At 58.4% G+C, this 16,292-nt stretch carries 18 protein-coding genes; 8 read left to right on the top strand and 10 right to left on the bottom strand.

What is annotated here, in order from left to right:
• Positions 1-34: 34 nt before the first annotated feature.
• Both BK662_RS26160 and BK662_RS26155 read right to left on the bottom strand, forming a co-directional pair.
• A complete protein-coding gene (locus BK662_RS26160) occupies positions 35-757 on the bottom strand; it encodes a glycerophosphodiester phosphodiesterase (RefSeq protein ID WP_123359982.1) in 723 nt (240 codons plus the stop codon).
• 14 nt (positions 758-771) lie between these two features.
• Positions 772-1,353 carry a PilZ domain-containing protein gene (locus tag BK662_RS26155; RefSeq protein WP_123359981.1) on the bottom strand — a complete coding sequence of 194 codons (582 nt, stop codon included), beginning with the start codon at positions 1,351-1,353 and terminating at the stop codon, positions 772-774.
• A gap of 94 nt (positions 1,354-1,447) precedes the next feature.
• Here BK662_RS26155 and BK662_RS26150 point away from each other — a divergent pair, with 94 nt between their 5' ends.
• The 3 genes from BK662_RS26150 (at position 1,448) to BK662_RS26140 (ending at position 4,699) form a co-directional block, all read left to right on the top strand.
• Positions 1,448-2,698: a lipoprotein-releasing ABC transporter permease subunit gene (locus tag BK662_RS26150; RefSeq protein ID WP_123359980.1), complete on the top strand. Its 1,251-nt coding sequence runs from the start codon at positions 1,448-1,450 to the stop codon at positions 2,696-2,698.
• Between the two features lie 7 nt (positions 2,699-2,705).
• Positions 2,706-3,389 (top strand): lipoprotein-releasing ABC transporter ATP-binding protein LolD, encoded by a 684-nt coding sequence (gene lolD / locus BK662_RS26145; protein WP_020700644.1) that lies wholly within the window; start codon positions 2,706-2,708, stop codon positions 3,387-3,389.
• 65 nt (positions 3,390-3,454) lie between these two features.
• Positions 3,455-4,699, top strand: coding sequence for a lipoprotein-releasing ABC transporter permease subunit (locus tag BK662_RS26140; protein ID WP_123359979.1), 1,245 nt, complete (start codon positions 3,455-3,457; stop codon positions 4,697-4,699).
• 105 nt (positions 4,700-4,804) lie between these two features.
• On the opposite strand, the gene BK662_RS26135 is transcribed toward BK662_RS26140, so the two are convergent.
• Both BK662_RS26135 and BK662_RS26130 read right to left on the bottom strand, forming a co-directional pair.
• A complete protein-coding gene (locus BK662_RS26135; RefSeq protein ID WP_123359978.1) occupies positions 4,805-6,154 on the bottom strand; it encodes a heavy metal sensor histidine kinase in 1,350 nt (449 codons plus the stop codon).
• Entirely contained in the window at positions 6,154-6,834 is a 681-nt protein-coding gene (locus tag BK662_RS26130) for a heavy metal response regulator transcription factor (RefSeq protein ID WP_123359977.1), read from the bottom strand. Before BK662_RS26130 ends, BK662_RS26135 begins: the two co-directional genes overlap by 1 nt.
• A 154-nt stretch (positions 6,835-6,988) precedes the next feature.
• Between BK662_RS26130 and copI the strand changes: the two genes are divergently transcribed.
• A complete protein-coding gene (gene copI, locus BK662_RS26125) occupies positions 6,989-7,525 on the top strand; it encodes a copper-resistant cuproprotein CopI (protein WP_123359976.1) in 537 nt (178 codons plus the stop codon).
• 61 nt (positions 7,526-7,586) lie between these two features.
• Positions 7,587-8,417 carry an NADPH-dependent 7-cyano-7-deazaguanine reductase QueF gene (gene queF / locus BK662_RS26120; RefSeq protein ID WP_123359975.1) on the top strand — a complete coding sequence of 277 codons (831 nt, stop codon included), beginning with the start codon at positions 7,587-7,589 and terminating at the stop codon, positions 8,415-8,417.
• 173 nt (positions 8,418-8,590) lie between these two features.
• Here the strand turns inward: queF and BK662_RS26115 are convergent, their stop codons facing one another.
• Both BK662_RS26115 and pcrP read right to left on the bottom strand, forming a co-directional pair.
• The gene (locus BK662_RS26115) at positions 8,591-8,854 is read right to left on the bottom strand and encodes a DUF4404 family protein (RefSeq protein ID WP_123359974.1); all 264 of its coding nucleotides are present in this window, start codon (positions 8,852-8,854) and stop codon (positions 8,591-8,593) included.
• 110 nt (positions 8,855-8,964) lie between these two features.
• Entirely contained in the window at positions 8,965-9,585 is a 621-nt protein-coding gene (pcrP, locus tag BK662_RS26110) for an HAD superfamily inactivated hydrolase PcrP (protein WP_123359973.1), read from the bottom strand.
• A 200-nt stretch (positions 9,586-9,785) separates the two neighbouring features.
• On the opposite strand from pcrP, the gene BK662_RS26105 reads away from it, so the two are divergent.
• Positions 9,786-10,475: an MlaA family lipoprotein gene (locus tag BK662_RS26105; RefSeq protein ID WP_123359972.1), complete on the top strand. Its 690-nt coding sequence runs from the start codon at positions 9,786-9,788 to the stop codon at positions 10,473-10,475.
• A gap of 69 nt (positions 10,476-10,544) precedes the next feature.
• On the opposite strand, the gene BK662_RS26100 is transcribed toward BK662_RS26105, so the two are convergent.
• Positions 10,545-10,844 (bottom strand): PilZ domain-containing protein, encoded by a 300-nt coding sequence (locus BK662_RS26100; protein ID WP_123359971.1) that lies wholly within the window; start codon positions 10,842-10,844, stop codon positions 10,545-10,547.
• 277 nt (positions 10,845-11,121) lie between these two features.
• On the opposite strand from BK662_RS26100, the gene rssB reads away from it, so the two are divergent.
• Positions 11,122-12,303: a two-component system response regulator RssB gene (gene rssB, locus BK662_RS26095; protein ID WP_038979995.1), complete on the top strand. Its 1,182-nt coding sequence runs from the start codon at positions 11,122-11,124 to the stop codon at positions 12,301-12,303.
• Complete coding sequence (gene rssC / locus BK662_RS26090) at positions 12,303-12,785, top strand: anti-sigma factor antagonist RssC (protein WP_007897104.1); 483 nt, start codon at positions 12,303-12,305, stop codon at positions 12,783-12,785. The genes rssB and rssC overlap by 1 nt, the downstream gene beginning before the upstream one ends.
• 336 nt (positions 12,786-13,121) lie before the next feature.
• Here the strand turns inward: rssC and tal are convergent, their stop codons facing one another.
• From tal to BK662_RS26075, 3 genes are all read right to left on the bottom strand, one after another.
• Positions 13,122-14,048 carry a transaldolase gene (tal, locus tag BK662_RS26085; RefSeq protein WP_123359970.1) on the bottom strand — a complete coding sequence of 309 codons (927 nt, stop codon included), beginning with the start codon at positions 14,046-14,048 and terminating at the stop codon, positions 13,122-13,124.
• A 178-nt stretch (positions 14,049-14,226) separates the two neighbouring features.
• A complete protein-coding gene (dusA, locus tag BK662_RS26080) occupies positions 14,227-15,222 on the bottom strand; it encodes a tRNA dihydrouridine(20/20a) synthase DusA (protein WP_123359969.1) in 996 nt (331 codons plus the stop codon).
• Positions 15,223-15,592: 370 nt separating this feature from the next.
• Positions 15,593-16,051: a hemerythrin domain-containing protein gene (locus BK662_RS26075; RefSeq protein ID WP_123359968.1), complete on the bottom strand. Its 459-nt coding sequence runs from the start codon at positions 16,049-16,051 to the stop codon at positions 15,593-15,595.
• Positions 16,052-16,292 lie beyond the last annotated feature (241 nt).

Here is a 16,292-nt window from a genome sequence, read left to right as displayed (position 1 = left end):
GGCCGGTGGCCTGAGCCGGCCGGGGAGACCGATTTCAGCAATTCTCGAGCGTGGCGGTGGCCAAACCGGGAAAGTCTGTAATCAGGCTGTCAACGCCGAAGTCGGCGAGTCTGCGCATCAGCGCGGGCTCGTTGACTGTCCATACCGACACATGCAACCCCTGACGCTGCGCCTTCTGCAGGCGTTCCGGCGTACACAGGGTCCAGTTCAGCGCCAGAATCTCGCAGCCATAGTTTTGCGCGACCTTCAGCGGGTCTAGCCAGGCGTACTCGGCCACCAATCCGCGAGACACGTCCGGCACCAGGTCCAGCGCGGCTTTCAATACTTCGCGTGAGCTCGAGGTAATCGTGATTTTGTCCCGCATACCAAAACGCTGAGCCATCTCACGAATCGCCAGCACGGTGGTCGCGGCACGGGTGCGTGAAGCGCTTTTGACCTCCAGCTGCCAGTGATCGAAATCACATTTTTCGAACAACTCTTCCAGCGTTGGAATCGGGCAAGGTTTGATCCAGCCCGGGCCACCCTTGCGCGCGTCGTAGGTCACCAGCTCCCCGGCGGTATGTTCGACTACTTTGCCGCGACGCTCGGTGGTGCGTTTGAGGGTCGGGTCGTGGATCACCATCAACTCGCCATCCTTGGACAGGTGCAAGTCCAGTTCGCAACGGCGTACGCCGTGCTTGAGGCATTCCTGAAAGCTGGTCAGGGTGTTTTCCGGTGCTTCGCCCTTGGCGCCGCGATGGCCATAGATGAGAGTCACGGTTCTTCCTTAAATTAAATGCCTGATTCGTTCTGTTCGCGGGCCAGGCGTCGTTCTTGTGCCTGTCGCTGCAAGATGTAACGGGCCAGCAATTGCCGCTGGGCATCGGACAGGTATTCGAACTCGGTGCCGATGTCGTAGCCGTCGCCCTTACGGTCGCAATGGGTAACGCGAGCCCGCAGCAACAGTCCAAGGGCTTGCGGCATCAGCACCAGTTTCACCGACAGGTGCGCGCCGGTGGCGATAGGCGTCGGATGCTGAAAGTCGATGCCCCCTTCGGAGATGATCACTGGCTGTGGTTCGCCGATCTGTCCGAGCACGGTCAGGGCGACCACCTGGCTCAGCAGGTCGATGCGTTTGTTCTGGGATTTCAGGAATGCGGCGATGGTCCGGTCGCGCTCGCTGATCTGTCGCAGCAGGTGTTGCGACTCGAATTCGCTCAGGTGCAGTTCGCTGAGCAGGTTGAATAGAGGGGAAGCATCCTGCAACACTTCCTGGCCTGCGGCTTCGGGAGCAGACAGGGGCCGAATTTCCAGTGCGATCGTGTCCTCGATACGGTAGTATTCGCGGCGATCTTCTTCATCTAATGTCGACATGGCGAACCCATGGTAGCGGCGGTGGTCTGAGTGTAAAGCTGGTTATCGACCCCCGCCACAAGGACGTTCCTTTTCCCTCCGAACAAGCCCCGACATGTTCAGACCTCTCTTCGTATTTATTGGCACGCGTTATACCCGTGCAAAGCGTCGCAATCATTTTGTGTCGTTCATTTCCCTGACCTCGATGATCGGACTCGCCCTTGGCGTGGTCGTGATGATCGTCGTGCTGTCGGTCATGAACGGCTTCGATCATGAGATGCGCACCCGCGTGCTGGGCATGGTGCCCCACGCGACCATCGAGTCCGGTGAGCCGATCAGCGACTGGCAAAGCCTGGCCGCCAAGGTCAAGCAGAACCCGCAGGTGGCGGCGGTTGCGCCCTTTGTCCAGATGCAGGGCCTGCTGACCAACAACGGCAAGGTTTCCAAAGTGCTGCTCAATGCCATCGACCCGGTGCAGGAACGGCAGGTGTCGATCATTGATAACTTCATGCAGCAGGGCAAACTCGACGATCTGGCGCCGGGCAGTTTCGGCATCGTCATCGGCGACAAGGCCGCGGCCAAGCTCGGCGTGGCGGTCGGCGACAAGCTGACGTTTGTCGCGCCGGAAGTCACCGTGACACCGGCCGGGATGTTTCCGCGCATGAAACGCTTTACCGTGGTCGGCATCTTCCACGTCGGTGCGGGTGAGATCGACGGGTATCTGGGCGTCACCAATTTGCAGGATCTGGCGAAGCTGCACCGCTGGAAGCCGGATCAGGTCCAGGGCCTCCGCTTGAAGTTCGACGATCTGTTCCAGGCACCACGCGTGGCGTGGACCATCGCCCAGCAACTCGGCGAAGATCAGTATTACGCCCGCGACTGGACCCGCACCCACGGCAACCTGTATCAGGCGATCCGTATGGAAAAAGCCATGATCGGCCTGCTGCTGTTGCTGATTGTCGCTGTTGCTGCGTTCAACATCATCTCCACGCTGGTGATGGTGGTGAACGATAAGAAGGGCGACATCGCGATCCTGCGCACCCTGGGCTCCACGCCGGGGCAGATCATGGCGATCTTCATGGTCCAGGGCACGGTCATTGGTGTGGTCGGCACGCTGATCGGTGCTGTGGTCGGGATCTTCGCCGCGCTGAACGTCAGCGCCGCGATCTCGGCCCTTGAAGGGCTGATCGGCCACAAATTCCTGAACGCCGACGTGTATTTCATCGATTACCTGCCGTCGCAAGTGCAGAGCCAGGACGTGTTGATGGTCTGCGCCGCCGCGTTGGTCCTGAGTTTCCTCGCCACCCTGTATCCAGCCTGGCGTGCCGCGCGCACCCAGCCTGCGGAGGCGCTACGTTATGAGTGAGTCGGGCATGAGTGATAAAGCAATCTTGAGCTGCCGCAACCTGGGCAAATCCTACGTGGAAGGCCCGGAATCGGTAGAGGTTCTGGCGGGTCTGCAACTGGAGTTGCACCCAGGTGAACGCGTGGCGATCGTCGGTACCTCGGGTTCGGGCAAAAGTACCTTGCTCAACCTGCTGGGCGGCCTCGATACGCCGACCAAGGGCAGCGTCTGGCTGGCCGGTGAAGAGCTCTCGGCACTGAACGAAAAGGCCCGTGGCCTGCTGCGCAATCGGTCGCTGGGTTTCGTTTACCAGTTCCACCACTTGCTGCCTGAGTTCACCGCGCTGGAAAACGTCTGCATGCCGTTGCTGATCGGTAAAACCGCGATCCCGGAAGCGCGTCAGCGTGCGACGGCGTTGCTGGAGCGGGTAGGGCTGGGTCATCGTCTGGAGCACAAACCGGCGGAATTGTCCGGTGGCGAACGCCAGCGTGTGGCCATTGCCCGTGCCCTGGTGAACAAGCCGGGCCTGGTGATGCTCGACGAGCCGACCGGCAACCTCGACTCCCACACCGCTCAAGGCATTCAGGATTTGATGCTGGAACTCAGCACCTCGATGCGCACCGCGTTCCTGGTGGTGACCCACGACATGAACCTGGCCCGCCAGATGGATCGCGTCCTGCATTTGCAGGAAGGTTACCTGACACCCATCTGATTGACCGAAACCCGGCGTACTGAACAGTGCGTCGGGTCTTTTATTTTTATACGGTGCCCCAGCGAATGTTCAGACCGTTATCGATCTTTATCGGCATGCGCTATACCCGCGCCAAGCGCCGCAATCGCTTTGTTTCCTTCATCTCGATGACCTCGATGATCGGCCTCGCCCTGGGCGTGCTGGCGATGATCGTGGTGCTGTCGGTGATGAACGGTTTCCAGCGCGAAATGAGCTCGCGCATCCTCGGCATGGTGCCCCACGCGACCATCGTCGGCGTTAACCCTATCGACGATTGGCAGCCGGTGGCCGCCGCGGCGATGAAGAATCCTGAAGTGACGGCGGCGGTGCCGTTCACCGAAATGGAAGGCATGCTGTCCTACAAGGGCACGATGCAGCCGATCCAGGTCAGCGGTGTCGACCCGGCGCTGGAAGGCAAGGTGTCGATTGTTGCCAAGCACATTGTTCAGGGGCGTCTCGATGCCTTGAAGCCAGGCGAGTTTGGCGTGGTGATCGGTGAGATCACTGCTCGGCGCTTTCGCTTGAATGTCGGCGACAAGATCACCCTGATCGTGCCGGAAATCAGCACTGCACCGGGCGGGATTACCCCACGCATGCAGCGATTGAATGTGGTCGGCGTGTTCAAGGTTGGCGCCGAGCTGGACGGCTCCATGGCGCTGATCCACGTCGCCGATGCCGCGCAGATGCAACACTGGCAGCCGAATCAGGTGCAGAGCGTGCGCCTGGCGGTGAAGGATCTGTACGCCGCGCCGCAAGTGTCGAGCGATATCGCGACCGGCCTGGGCGCCGCCTACAAGGCTGACGACTGGACCCATACCCAAGGCAGTCTGTTCAGCGCGATGAAAATGGAAAAAACCATGATCGGCCTGCTGTTGCTGATGATCGTCGCGGTGGCGGCGTTCAACATCATCGCCACCCTGATCATGGTGGTGAACGACAAGGGCGCGGACATCGCGATCCTGCGCACCATCGGCGCGACACCTCGGCAAATCATGGCGATCTTCATGGTGCAGGGTACGGTGATCGGGGTTGTCGGCACCTTGATTGGCGGCGTGCTGGGCGTGATCGCAGCGCTGAACGTCAGTGAACTGGTGGGCTGGATGGAGCGGGTCAGCGGGCAGCACATCTTCAGTTCCGATGTGTACTTTGTCAGTAACTTGCCGTCGGAGCTGCAGGGCGCGGATGTGTTGTTGATCTGTTCCGCCGGTTTCATCATGAGCTTTTTGGCGACGGTGTATCCGGCGTGGCGGGCGGCGAAAGTCGAGCCGGCTACGGCATTGCGGTATTCGTAACCTTTTACACCCCCATCGCGAGCAGGCTCGCTCCCACATTTTCCGAGCTGACTCAGGTCCAATGTGGGAGCGAGCCTGCTCGCGATGGGGCCGGCCCTGCTGCCCTCAATCCCCCTTCGGCAACTCAATCACAAACCGCGTCCATCCGTTATCCGATTCGCAACGAATCTGCCCGCCATGGGCACGGATGATCGACCGGGTAATCGCCAATCCCAATCCCGCGTGCTCACTGCTGCCTTCACGACGCGCCGGGTCTGCCCGGTAGAAACGGTCAAACAAACGCGGCAACAAGTCTTCAGAAATCCCTTCACCACTGTTTTCAACAGTCAGGCTCAAGCTTGTCGGCTGCTCGATAATCTTTACCCGCACCTCGCCATTGGCCGGGGTAAACCGCAACGCATTGTCCAGCAAATTGGACAGCGCCCGACGCAACATGCTGCGGTCGCCCTGCATGCGCGCGCTGCCGTCACGACTCAACTTCACCTGAGCGTCCTCGGCCAGCGGTGCAAAGAACTCCAGCAGCACATCGGCTTCTTCCGCCAGTTCCAGCGGTTCGCGCTTGGGCATCAGCAAGCCGTGGTCGGCCTTGGCCAGGTACAACATGTCGTTAACCAGTTGCGCCATCCATTGCAGTTCTTCGAGGTTGCTGTGCAGCGCCTCGCGGTAATCCTCGATTGGGCGAGGGCGGGTGAGGGTGACCTGGGTGTGGGTCAGCAGGTTTGACAGCGGTGTGCGCAGTTCATGGGCGATGTCGGCGGAAAACGCCGAAAGCCGCTGAAAAGAGTCGTCAAGGCGTCCGAGCATGGCGTTGAAGCTGTGGGCCATTTCCGCGAGTTCTGGCGGCATGCCTGCTTCCGGCAGGCGCGCGTTGAGCGATTGCCCCGACACGCCGCTGGCAACCGCACTCATGCGTCGCAGCGGGCGCAAACCACTGCGCGCCGCCCAGGCACCGAGCAGGGCGGTGGCCAACGCCGACAAGCCGACCGTCAGCCAAATCAAGTGCTGCATGCGTTGCAAAAAGTGTTGGTGATGGGTGATGTCCAGCAGCAGGGTCAGTTGCGGTGAGTCGGGTTTATCGAGGAACAGCGGCGCATTCAGGACGCGGTAGTCGGTGCCGTCGTCGCTCACTGTCGACAGGCCAGGCTGGCGCGGCAAGTCTTTGGGTAAACGGTCCGAGCTGTCGTACAAGCGTTGGCCGTCGCTGCCGATGATGCGCAGCGAAAGATCGGCTTGTCGGCTCAACTCATCGGCCAGTTTGGACTCGGTTTCGCTGGACTGGATGTCATCCAGCGCCCGGCGCAAGCCAATCAGCTTGCCATCCAGCAACTGCTGGTCCAATTCGACAAAGTGCGCCTCGCTGGCGCGGCTGAACAACACCCCGGCGAACAACGACACCACGGCAGTGCAAGCTGCGAACAGCAGCGCCAGACGATTGCTTAGTGAGAGCCGGCGCATCAGGCAGGGCGCTCTTCAAGGACGTAGCCCATGCCGCGTACGGTGTGGATCAATTTGTTCGGAAAGTCGTCGTCGATCTTCAGGCGCAAACGACGGATCGCCACTTCGATAACGTTGGTGTCGCTGTCGAAATTCATGTCCCACACTTGGGAAGCGATCAGCGATTTGGGCAGAACTTCGCCTTGGCGCCGCAGGAGCATTTCCAGCAGGGCGAATTCCTTGGCGGTCAAGTCGATGCGCTGACCGTTGCGCTCGACCCGGCGGCGGATCAGGTCCAGGCGCAAGTCGGCCAGTTGCAGGCTGGTTTCCTGAGGCGTGGTGCTGCCGCGCCGCAGCAGGCTACGAACCCGCGCGAGCAGTTCGGAGAAGGCGAACGGTTTGACCAGGTAGTCGTCGGCACCCAGTTCCAGGCCGTGGACTCTGTCCTCCACCGCGTCTCGCGCTGTAAGAAACAGTACCGGCGTGTCGAGGCCCGCGCCGCGCACCGCTTGCAGAATTTGCCAGCCATCGCGACCGGGCAGCATCACATCGAGGATCAACAAGGCGTAATCGCCGCTCAACGCCAGTTGCTGGCCGGTGCTGCCGTCTGCCGCCAATTCGGTGGTGAACCCGGCTTCGGTCAGGCCCTGACGCAGGTAATGGCCAGTTTTCGGTTGGTCTTCGACAATCAGCAGTTTCATGGGCGGCTCGGGCAATTGGAACAGGTGCGTTATACCGTGGGCGGCGGCGATACAGGCCAACCTGACAAAGTTGTAATCTGCCTGTCAGGTGGCTGGCAGAGCCCGCGGGTTAGAGTTTCCCACAAGCTGAACCTCATCTTGTTGGAGTGCGACTATGTTTTTGCGAAAGCGTCTGGTGTTGGCCGCTTGCTTGCTGACACTGAGTGTAGGGCTAGAGGCCTCGCCGGCGCATACCTACGACTTCGGTCAATCGGCCCCGGCCGCCCGGGCTACCCGTAGCGTTGAAGTGGTAATGGGCGATATGTCGTTCGATCCGAAAGCCATCGAGATCAAGGCCGGTGAGACCGTTCGCTTTGTACTGGTGAATAAAGGCCAGTTGCTGCACGAATTCAACCTCGGCGACGCGGCGATGCATGCCCGGCACCAGCAGGAAATGCTCCAGATGCAGCAAAGCGGCATGCTGATGCCTACAGGCATGAAGGCCATGGACCACGGCTCCATGGCCGCAATGGACCATTCTTCCGAAGGGCATGGCATGAAACACGATGACCCGAACAGTGTGCTGGTGGAACCGGGTAAAACCGCCGAGCTGACCTGGACGTTCACCAAGGCCACCAACCTGGAATTTGCCTGCAATATCCCCGGTCACTATCAGGCCGGCATGGTCGGCAAATTGACAGTCAGTCAGTAAGCACTCAAAGGCGGGAGCAAAGGCTGGTAGAATCCGCTGATTCTTCAGTCAGGTTTCCGCCATGCATCCCGCAGCCGAACATTCGCCGCTGGGCAAATCCAGCGAATACATCGCCACCTACACGCCGTCCTTGCTGTTCCCGATCCCGCGCACCGCGAAATGGGCCGAGCTGGGCCTGACGGCTGAAACCCTGCCGTACAAGGGCGTGGACTTCTGGAACTGCTTCGAACTGTCGTGGCTGTTGCCATCCGGCAAGCCTGTGGTGGCGATTGGCGAATTCAGCATTCCGGCGGATTCGCCGAACATCATCGAATCGAAGTCGTTCAAGCTGTACCTCAACTCGCTGAACCAAACAGCGTTTGCCGACACCGCAAGCCTTGAAGCGACACTGGCGAAAGACCTCTCGGCCGCTGCCGGCAAACCGGTGGGCGTGCGGATTCGCAGCTTGAAAGATGTTGAGGCAGAAGGCGTCGTGGCGTTGCCGGGTGTGTGCATCGATGACCTGGACATCAGCGTCAGCAACTATGAGCATCCGCGTCCGGAACTGCTGCGGTGCGATGAGTCGCTCATTGTTGAAGAGTGCGTACACAGCCATTTGCTCAAATCCAACTGCCCGGTCACCAGTCAGCCGGATTGGGGCAGCGTAGCGGTGGAGTATCGCGGCGCGGCGCTGGACCATGCGAGTTTGCTGGAATACATCGTGAGCTTCCGCCAGCACTCGGACTTCCATGAGCAGTGTGTGGAGCGGATTTTCCTCGACCTGCAACGGTTGCTGAAACCAGAGAAACTGACGGTGTATGCCCGGTATGTGCGTCGCGGCGGGTTGGACATCAACCCGTATCGCAGTACTGAAGAAGTGCAACTGCCGAACCATCGCCTGGTCCGTCAATGACGAACCAATGTGGGAGCGAGCCTGCTCGCGATGAGTCCAGCACATTCAACAGTGATGTTGACTGACACTCAGCCATCGCGAGCAGGCTCGCTCCCACAAGGGATTGCATTTACAAATCCCAGATATGAAAAAGCCCCGCTATCGATAGCGGGGCTTTTTTGCATCTGGCGGGTTCAGATCCCCATGTTGCCCAAGGCTTGTACGATGTTGCGCAAGGTGCCGGCAAGGGTCGGGTGTTCAAGTTCGAAGCGCTCGACGGCCAGATTCACATTGTCGGCGAGGTTGGTGTCCTGGGTTTTGGTTTCGAGTTCAAGCTCGAGTTCGATCTGTTGCATCAGCGCGTGCAGGTCTTCGCGCTCGGATTCAGTCAGCGGTGGATTCTGTTCCAATTGCTCGCGCAGTTTGTTGAGCTGTTCTTGCAGTTCGCGGGCAGGCATGGCGTTCTTCCTTTTATCGATAGGCACTGGCATAGACCGCAGCGGCGCGCCAAAGGTCTATGGCTTGACCTTTAGATTAATCCACTCGCGCGCAACCTGCATGATCTCGGTCAGGGCTTTTCGCCCTTGAGCCGGCGCAGGCTGATATCGGCGAGGCAGGTGTCGAGTTCGCCCAGATGATCGATCACCGAATGCACACCCAGGCCGAACAACTGCATTGTCGCCTTGCCGCGCAGGTGTTCCCGTTCCTTTTGACTCAAGGCCTGCCATTCGCTTGGGGCCAGCCCGCACAGCGAGCCGCAGGACGCCAGGCCAATGGTCCACAACCCGGCATTCAGGCCCGATTGCAGAAGACGCGGTTCGCCGCTGACCAGCACGCAACCGTCCAGACGTTCGACATTCAACGCCATCAACGCTTGCCAGCAGGCATTCGGCGCGGGCCATGGATTAATTGTTGCCGGGTATTGCGATGGTTTGATCCAGTCCGGGAGTGCGGCAGCCAAAGTGTGGCTGAGGGCAGGGGGCAGTTCATCGAGCCAGGCGCAAGGAATCTGTTGGCGCTGCAGGCTGGACAGGCTATCCAGAGCGCCGAGCGTGACTTCGGCATGCTCGGCAGTCAGTGTGCCGGCTTGGCGAGTGCTTGCGCCGAAATCCACCAGGCATCCACTGAGGCCGAACAGTACAGCGGTCAGGCTGGGTGCGATGAGAGGCGAGGTTTCGGCGCGTGGCATATCAACATCCTTGAAATAGTAACAAGGCTATTCGTGGACGGTGACAGTTGAGTGACACTGATGTGAATCGCTCCCGGCCAGGAGGAGTCATCCGGGGGCCGTCGCGCACGATGCTGCCTAAACCGGGTTATCCGTCATATACTAGCGGTCTTTGCGACTGGGCCAAGCGCCCGCGTCAGTACAATCCAAGGAGTTTCTCTATGCGCTGGAGCAATCGACTCGCTCAGCTTTGTATGTGTGCCAGTGTGTTGCTGGTTCCGTTTGCAGCTCAGGCTGCCACGGAAGAAGATCCTTGGGAAAGCATTAACCGCCCGATCTACAAGTTCAACGATTTTGTCGACACTTACGCACTGAAGCCATTGGCTCAGGGCTATCAATTCGTTACGCCGCAGTTTCTGGAAGATGGCATCCACAACATGTTCCGCAACGTCGGTGACGTGACCAACCTCGCCAACGACGTGTTGCAGGTCAAGCCCGCCGCGGCAGGCGTCGACACCGCGCGTTTGATCTTCAACACCACCTTCGGCCTGCTGGGCTTCTTCGACGTGGGCACTCAGATGGGCCTGCATCGCAATGATGAAGACTTCGGCCAGACCCTCGGTTACTGGGGCGTGGGTAGCGGCCCATACATAATGCTGCCGCTGCTGGGTCCAAGCACCTTGCGTGATGCGCCTTCCAAGTATGTCGACGGCTATACCGGCCCGTACCACTACATCCACGATGTGCCGGTGCGTAATTCGATCTTCGGCCTGAACATCGTCGACGCCCGCGCCAACCTGCTGTCGGCCGAGAAGCTGGTCAGCGGCGACAAATACACCTTTATTCGCAATGCGTACCTGCAAAATCGCGAATTCAAGGTCAAGGACGGCCAGGTCGAAGACGATTTTTAATCTCGACCGGTAAAACGAAGAAGGCGGCCATTTGGCCGCCTTCTTTCGTTTGGCTTGCGGGTATCGGGGTTATTTCATCTTCAGGATTGTAAGCCCGAGTTTCTGATTAGCACCGTCCTGTGCTTTCACCCATACCACTTCGGTATCGGCCTCAAGGCCTTTTAGCGCCGCATGATCGGAATCGATCCGAACGCTAAGCCGGTCACCGACCTTGAATAAGCGGGGCGCCTCAACCTGCATGCCGCTGCTGGAAAGGTCGATACAGACGGCTGGCACCTCATCGCCCTCATGAATCAGTGCCACATCGGCATCGACCCGCATGCGGATGAAATCGCGCTTTTCGCTATAGTCCCGATCAGTTTGGCTCATGGGCTCGATCCTTCCTTTGGGTTACGGTTTTGCCTGTTCTTATAACTCTCAGTGATTTGACAAGTAAAGACGTCAAGCGACCATCGGCGTGAGCTTGAAACGCCTCGCGGATGGGAGTACCGTCTGCGCCTTAGAAGGGCACCTTTGGTGGACTTGTGAGTAGGGCAAACGCTCGAAAACAGTGCAGTCAGAGAGGCTAGAAAGCGAATCCAGTAGTATAAGCAGGGCCCATTGCCCAGCCTGCTACGCCAACCTAATTCTGGCGCCGTTTGCCCACATGCCAAAAACCAGTGCCACGCTGCTGATAATCGATGATGACGAAGTAGTGCGCGCGAGCCTCGCAGCCTACTTGGAAGACAGTGGTTTCAGTGTCCTGCAGGCCAGCAATGGCCAGCAGGGTCTTCAGGTATTCGAGCAAGACAAGCCCGACTTGGTCATCTGCGATCTGCGCATGCCGCAGATGGGCGGGCTCGAACTCATTCGCCAGGTCACCGAGCTGTCGCCGCAAACACCGGTAATCGTGGTGTCGGGCGCCGGCGTGATGAACGACGCGGTCGAGGCCCTGCGCCTGGGCGCGGCGGACTACCTGATCAAGCCTCTCGAAGATCTGGCCGTGCTCGAGCACTCCGTGCGCCGGGCCCTGGACCGTGCGCGCCTGCTGCTGGAAAACCAGCGCTACCGCGAGAAGCTGGAAAAGGCCAACCGCGAGCTCGAAGCCAGCCTGAACCTGCTCCAGGAAGACCAGAACGCCGGTCGCCAGGTGCAGATGAACATGCTGCCGGTCAGCCCCTGGAGCATCGACGAGTTCCAGTTTGCCCACCAGATCATTCCGTCGTTGTACCTGTCGGGCGATTTCGTCGACTACTTTCGGGTCGACGAGCGTCGGGTAGCGTTTTACCTGGCGGACGTTTCCGGTCATGGCGCCTCTTCAGCCTTCGTTACCGTGCTGTTGAAGTTCATGACCACGCGCTTGCTGTTCGAATCCAAGCGCAACGGCACATTGCCAGAGTTCAAGCCTTCAGAGGTTCTTGGTCATATCAACCGGGGCCTGATCAGTTGTAAGCTGGGTAAACACGTCACAATGGTCGGTGGAGTCATCGACGAGGAGACCGGTTTGTTGACCTATAGCATCGGCGGTCATCTGCCGTTGCCCGTGTTGTACACGCCAGACAGTGTTCGTTACCTGGAAGGGCGCGGTCTGCCGGTGGGCCTCTTCAATGAAGCCACCTACGAAGACCACGTACTGGAATTGCCGCCAGTGTTCAGCTTGACGCTGATGTCTGATGGCATTTTGGACCTTTTGCCAGAACCCACACTCAAAGATAAAGAAGCTGCTTTGCCTCAACGGGTGAAGGCAGCGGGCGGCAGCCTGGATGGTCTGCGCCAGGTTTTTGGATTGGCCACGCTAGGGGAGATGCCGGATGATATCGCCCTGTTGGTGTTGAGCAGGAATCTTTAATGAGTACCGGTAGAATCCAGTTCGCCGAGCAGGACGGCACCTTCGTCCTGAAGTTCGTCGGTGAAGTTCGCCTGACCCTGTGTTCGGCGTTGGATGCGACTATTGAGCGGATCTTCACCGCGTTGAATTTCAACGCTATCGTGATCGACCTGACCGAAACCCGCAGCATCGACAGCACCACCCTGGGCCTGCTGGCCAAACTGTCGATCCTGTCACGGCAAAAGGTCGGCCTGCTGCCGACCGTCGTCACCACCCACGAAGACATCACCCGCCTGCTGCAGTCCATGGGCTTCGAGCAAGTGTTCAACATCGTTGACCGCCCGATCCCATGCCCTGAATGCCTGACCGACCTGCCAGACCAGGATCAGTCCGAAGAAGTGGTGCGTGTCAAAGTCCTCGAAGCGCACAAAATCCTCATGGGCCTGAACGACTCCAACCGTGAAGCGTTCCATGACCTGGTGAATGCGCTGGAGCGGCACTGATTCCCTAAAGCGGTATGGGTGACCCGCGCAAACACTCTATCGCGACCCACCACAAATCCCCTGTGGGCGGACTTGCTCGCGAAAGCGTCAGTCCAGTCGCTACGATGTTGAATGTATTGGCCCTTTCGCGAGCAAGCCCGCTCCCACATTAGTCCCGCGTCGAACACGCTATCCCGACCCACCACGAATCCCCTGTGGGAGCGGGCCTGCCCGCGAAGGCGTCCGCACACCCACCACGGGCTCCAGCGCGAAGCCAACCCAATCCCCACTACCAAACGCACACAAAAAAGGGCGAACCCGCTAAGGTTCGCCCTTTTTGCATCGCTGCGAGCTAGATCACAGCTTGGCCTGCAACAACGCCTCAAGCTTCTCCTGATCCCGAGCAAACTGGCGGATACCTTCAGCCAGCTTCTCGGTCGCCATCGCATCCTCGTTGGACAACCAACGGAACTGCGCTTCATTCAGGCTCAGACGCGCTTCACCGGCATGCCCCGGCGCCAATTTGCGCTCCAGCTTGCCATTGTCCGCCGCCAGCTTCTCCAGCAGATCCGGGCTAATGGTCAGACGATCACAACCGGCCAACTGCTCGATCTGATTCAGATTACGGAAGCTCGCGCCCATCACCACAGTCTTGTAGTCATTGGCCTTGTAGTAGTTGTAGATACGCGTCACCGACTGCACGCCCGGATCATCCGCGCCGGTGTAGTCGTTGCCGGTGGCTTTCTTGTACCAGTCGTAGATGCGGCCCACGAACGGCGAAATCAGAAACACCCCGGCATCGGCACAGGCGGCAGCCTGAGCGAAGGAGAACAGCAGCGTCAGGTTGCACTGAATGCCTTCCTTTTCCAGCTTCTCGGCAGCGCGGATACCTTCCCAGGTCGAAGCGATCTTGATCAGCACACGGTCACGGCCAACGCCGGCCTTGTCGTACAGGTCGATCAGACGGTGCGCCCGCTTCAATACGGCGTCAGTGTCGAACGACAGGCGCGCATCCACTTCAGTGGAAATACGACCCGGTACAACCTTCAGGATTTCTTGCCCTACCGCAACGCCAAAACGGTCGCTGGCCAGGCCCACATCGCCCTTGCAGTCGTGAACGCAAGCGTTCAGCAACTCGGCATAAGCGGGAATGGCCGCCGCTTTGAGCAGCAGGGAAGGGTTGGTGGTAGCATCCACGGGTTTAACGCGAGCGATTGCTTCGAAGTCGCCGGTGTCGGCAACCACGGTGGTCATTTGTTTGAGTTGTTCCAGCTTGGAAGTCATGAGCGTGCTCTGTCCTATGGGTCTAATGACATTACCCGAGCGCTTGCAGCCACTCAAGGGCGCGTACGTGTATCGATGGCCCCAGCGGCAACATCCTGAAAACGGATGTTTGAAAGGCGGGGCGTGGTATCGGTAGATACGATGCTGAAATGGGGGACAGGTTCAACGCAGGTGACCGTTAACGCCCCTCCAACAACTCCGCCGCCTGATCCAGCAACGCCAAAGGCTCTTTAGCCTTATGAATATCCACCGACAACAATTGCCGAAACTTCCGCGCCCCCGGAAATCCGGTGCCCAGCCCCAGCACATGCCGGGTGATGTGATGCATCGCCCCACCCGCCAGCAAATGCTCAGCGATATAAGGCCGCAACTGCGCCAGCGCCTCGGCCCGGCTGATCACCGGAGTCTTGCTGCCGAACAGCTGCTGATCCACCTCAGCCATCATATAAGGATTGTGATACGCCTCACGACCCAGCATCACGCCGTCAAACGTTTGCAAATGCTCGTGACAAGCCTCCAGCGTCTTGATCCCGCCGTTGAGAATAATCTCCAGCTCCGGAAAATCCGTCTTCAACCGCGCCGCCACGTCATAGCGCAGAGGCGGAATGTCACGGTTCTCCTTAGGCGACAATCCCTCCAGAATCGCAATCCGCGCATGCACCGTAAAACTCGTGCATCCGGCATCCCGAACCGTGCCGACAAAATCACACAACTGCTCGTAACTGTCCCGTCCATTAATCCCGATCCGATGCTTCACCGTCACCGGAATCGACACCGCATCGCGCATCGCCTTCACGCAATCAGCCACCAACTGCGGATGCCCCATCAGGCACGCGCCGATCATATTGTTCTGCACCCGATCACTCGGGCAGCCGACATTCAGATTCACCTCGTCGTAGCCGTGATCCTGGGCCATGCGTGCGCAGGCGGCCAGGTCCAGCGGGACACTGCCGCCCAGCTGGAGAGCTAACGGGTGCTCGGCTTCGTTGTGACGCAGGAAGCGGTCGTGGTCGCCGTTAAGGAGCGCGCCGGTGGTGACCATTTCTGTGTAGAGGAGGGCGTGCTTGGAGAGTAGGCGTAGGAAGAAACGGCAGTGGCGGTCTGTCCAATCCATCATCGGGGCGACGGAGAAGCGGCGGGAGAGCGGGGCGGGTGTGGCAGTGATTGGGGGCATTGGCGTTTCTGGAATGGGTGAGGCTGGGAGGTGGGGAGTTTATCAGGATTGGGCTTGCGGGGCTCAGGCGAGTCTAGTGGCGGTAGTTGAGAGAGTGAGCACAGAAGCGGGAGGGATTGAGCGACTTGGTACGAGACCGGCTAACTGTGTGTCCCGATTTTTCTTTCCATTCCTCTTTCCCTGTATGGCCATTGGTAAATAGCCTTGGATCTTTGTGTCGTTGGTACAGGCGCCAAAGCGAAGGGACTTGCAATGACGAATCGTCGATATATGGACACCCCTGTAAGTTAATACGTGGTGTCCGCGTAATTACTTAGTGAGGTCAGTACTAAGTAGTAGCTAAATTTTGAAAGTATACGGTGAGCTCCAATTAATGCCATTGACGCTTGATTTCCTGCCACTGGTCGTCTGACAGCCACTTATCTGCCGCAGGAAAGAAAATATTTTCCTCAGCGTCCATATGATCGTAATATTTTTTAATGAAGTCATCGATAGTGTCAGCAATTACTCTCGTTTCCTGAGTTGTGTCTTCCAACATCTTCAGCTGTCCAGCAATGCGCCCAAATGCCTGATGATCTCGCTCGATATCCTTGACCCGTTGGTGAATCGGTGCCTCAGTCGCTAGCAAGGCCAGCCGAATAAGTTCTTCATTTTCATGGTGGTGGCGCTCTGCATCACCATGCAAGGCTTCCAGCGTCTTGAACAACAGCTTGCAGTCATCAGCCCCATCGGATTCATGCCTCATTTTTCTCAGCAACTCTTTGATCTGAGTAATTTTCATAGCCACTTCATGATGATAGGCCTGTAGTTCTTTCAACAAGACGTTCATATCAAATCCTCGTCACGACACCACACCATCACAGAAAATATTTTTTAACCAGCAACCTCCAAGGGTGCCTGCAATTTTAAATTTCAATATTTTCAATGTCTTGCCAAACGCACTCGTCAGCACTATTTAACTTTTTTAGTATAGGCGAGCACAAAGCTCTCACCTCAGGAGATTTTCCGACCTTGGAAGAAATTGAAATATCAAGTGTATGTTTATATGCACTATTTGATCTGTCATCGGG

The sequence above is a fragment of the Pseudomonas frederiksbergensis genome, assembly GCF_003732275.1.
In the GTDB taxonomy this organism is placed as follows: Bacteria; Pseudomonadota; Gammaproteobacteria; order Pseudomonadales; family Pseudomonadaceae; genus Aquipseudomonas; species Aquipseudomonas frederiksbergensis_H.
This window is presented reverse-complemented; position numbering and strand designations above follow the sequence as displayed.

What these genes read in the sequence shown, in the direction of transcription:
- BK662_RS26155 (WP_123359981.1), bottom strand. Translation starts at nt 1,353, where the DNA reads ATGTCGACATTAGATGAAGAAGATCGCCGCGAATACTACCGTATCGAG.
- BK662_RS26150 (WP_123359980.1), top strand. Translation starts at nt 1,448, where the DNA reads ATGTTCAGACCTCTCTTCGTATTTATTGGCACGCGTTATACCCGTGCA.
- lolD (WP_020700644.1), top strand. Translation starts at nt 2,706, where the DNA reads ATGAGTGATAAAGCAATCTTGAGCTGCCGCAACCTGGGCAAATCCTAC.
- BK662_RS26140 (WP_123359979.1), top strand. Translation starts at nt 3,455, where the DNA reads ATGTTCAGACCGTTATCGATCTTTATCGGCATGCGCTATACCCGCGCC.
- BK662_RS26135 (WP_123359978.1), bottom strand. Translation starts at nt 6,154, where the DNA reads ATGCGCCGGCTCTCACTAAGCAATCGTCTGGCGCTGCTGTTCGCAGCT.
- BK662_RS26130 (WP_123359977.1), bottom strand. Translation starts at nt 6,834, where the DNA reads ATGAAACTGCTGATTGTCGAAGACCAACCGAAAACTGGCCATTACCTG.
- copI (WP_123359976.1), top strand. Translation starts at nt 6,989, where the DNA reads ATGTTTTTGCGAAAGCGTCTGGTGTTGGCCGCTTGCTTGCTGACACTG.
- queF (WP_123359975.1), top strand. Translation starts at nt 7,587, where the DNA reads ATGCATCCCGCAGCCGAACATTCGCCGCTGGGCAAATCCAGCGAATAC.
- BK662_RS26115 (WP_123359974.1), bottom strand. Translation starts at nt 8,854, where the DNA reads ATGCCTGCCCGCGAACTGCAAGAACAGCTCAACAAACTGCGCGAGCAA.
- pcrP (WP_123359973.1), bottom strand. Translation starts at nt 9,585, where the DNA reads ATGCCACGCGCCGAAACCTCGCCTCTCATCGCACCCAGCCTGACCGCT.
- BK662_RS26105 (WP_123359972.1), top strand. Translation starts at nt 9,786, where the DNA reads ATGCGCTGGAGCAATCGACTCGCTCAGCTTTGTATGTGTGCCAGTGTG.
- BK662_RS26100 (WP_123359971.1), bottom strand. Translation starts at nt 10,844, where the DNA reads ATGAGCCAAACTGATCGGGACTATAGCGAAAAGCGCGATTTCATCCGC.
- rssB (WP_038979995.1), top strand. Translation starts at nt 11,122, where the DNA reads ATGCCAAAAACCAGTGCCACGCTGCTGATAATCGATGATGACGAAGTA.
- rssC (WP_007897104.1), top strand. Translation starts at nt 12,303, where the DNA reads ATGAGTACCGGTAGAATCCAGTTCGCCGAGCAGGACGGCACCTTCGTC.
- tal (WP_123359970.1), bottom strand. Translation starts at nt 14,048, where the DNA reads ATGACTTCCAAGCTGGAACAACTCAAACAAATGACCACCGTGGTTGCC.
- dusA (WP_123359969.1), bottom strand. Translation starts at nt 15,222, where the DNA reads ATGCCCCCAATCACTGCCACACCCGCCCCGCTCTCCCGCCGCTTCTCC.
- BK662_RS26075 (WP_123359968.1), bottom strand. Translation starts at nt 16,051, where the DNA reads ATGAACGTCTTGTTGAAAGAACTACAGGCCTATCATCATGAAGTGGCT.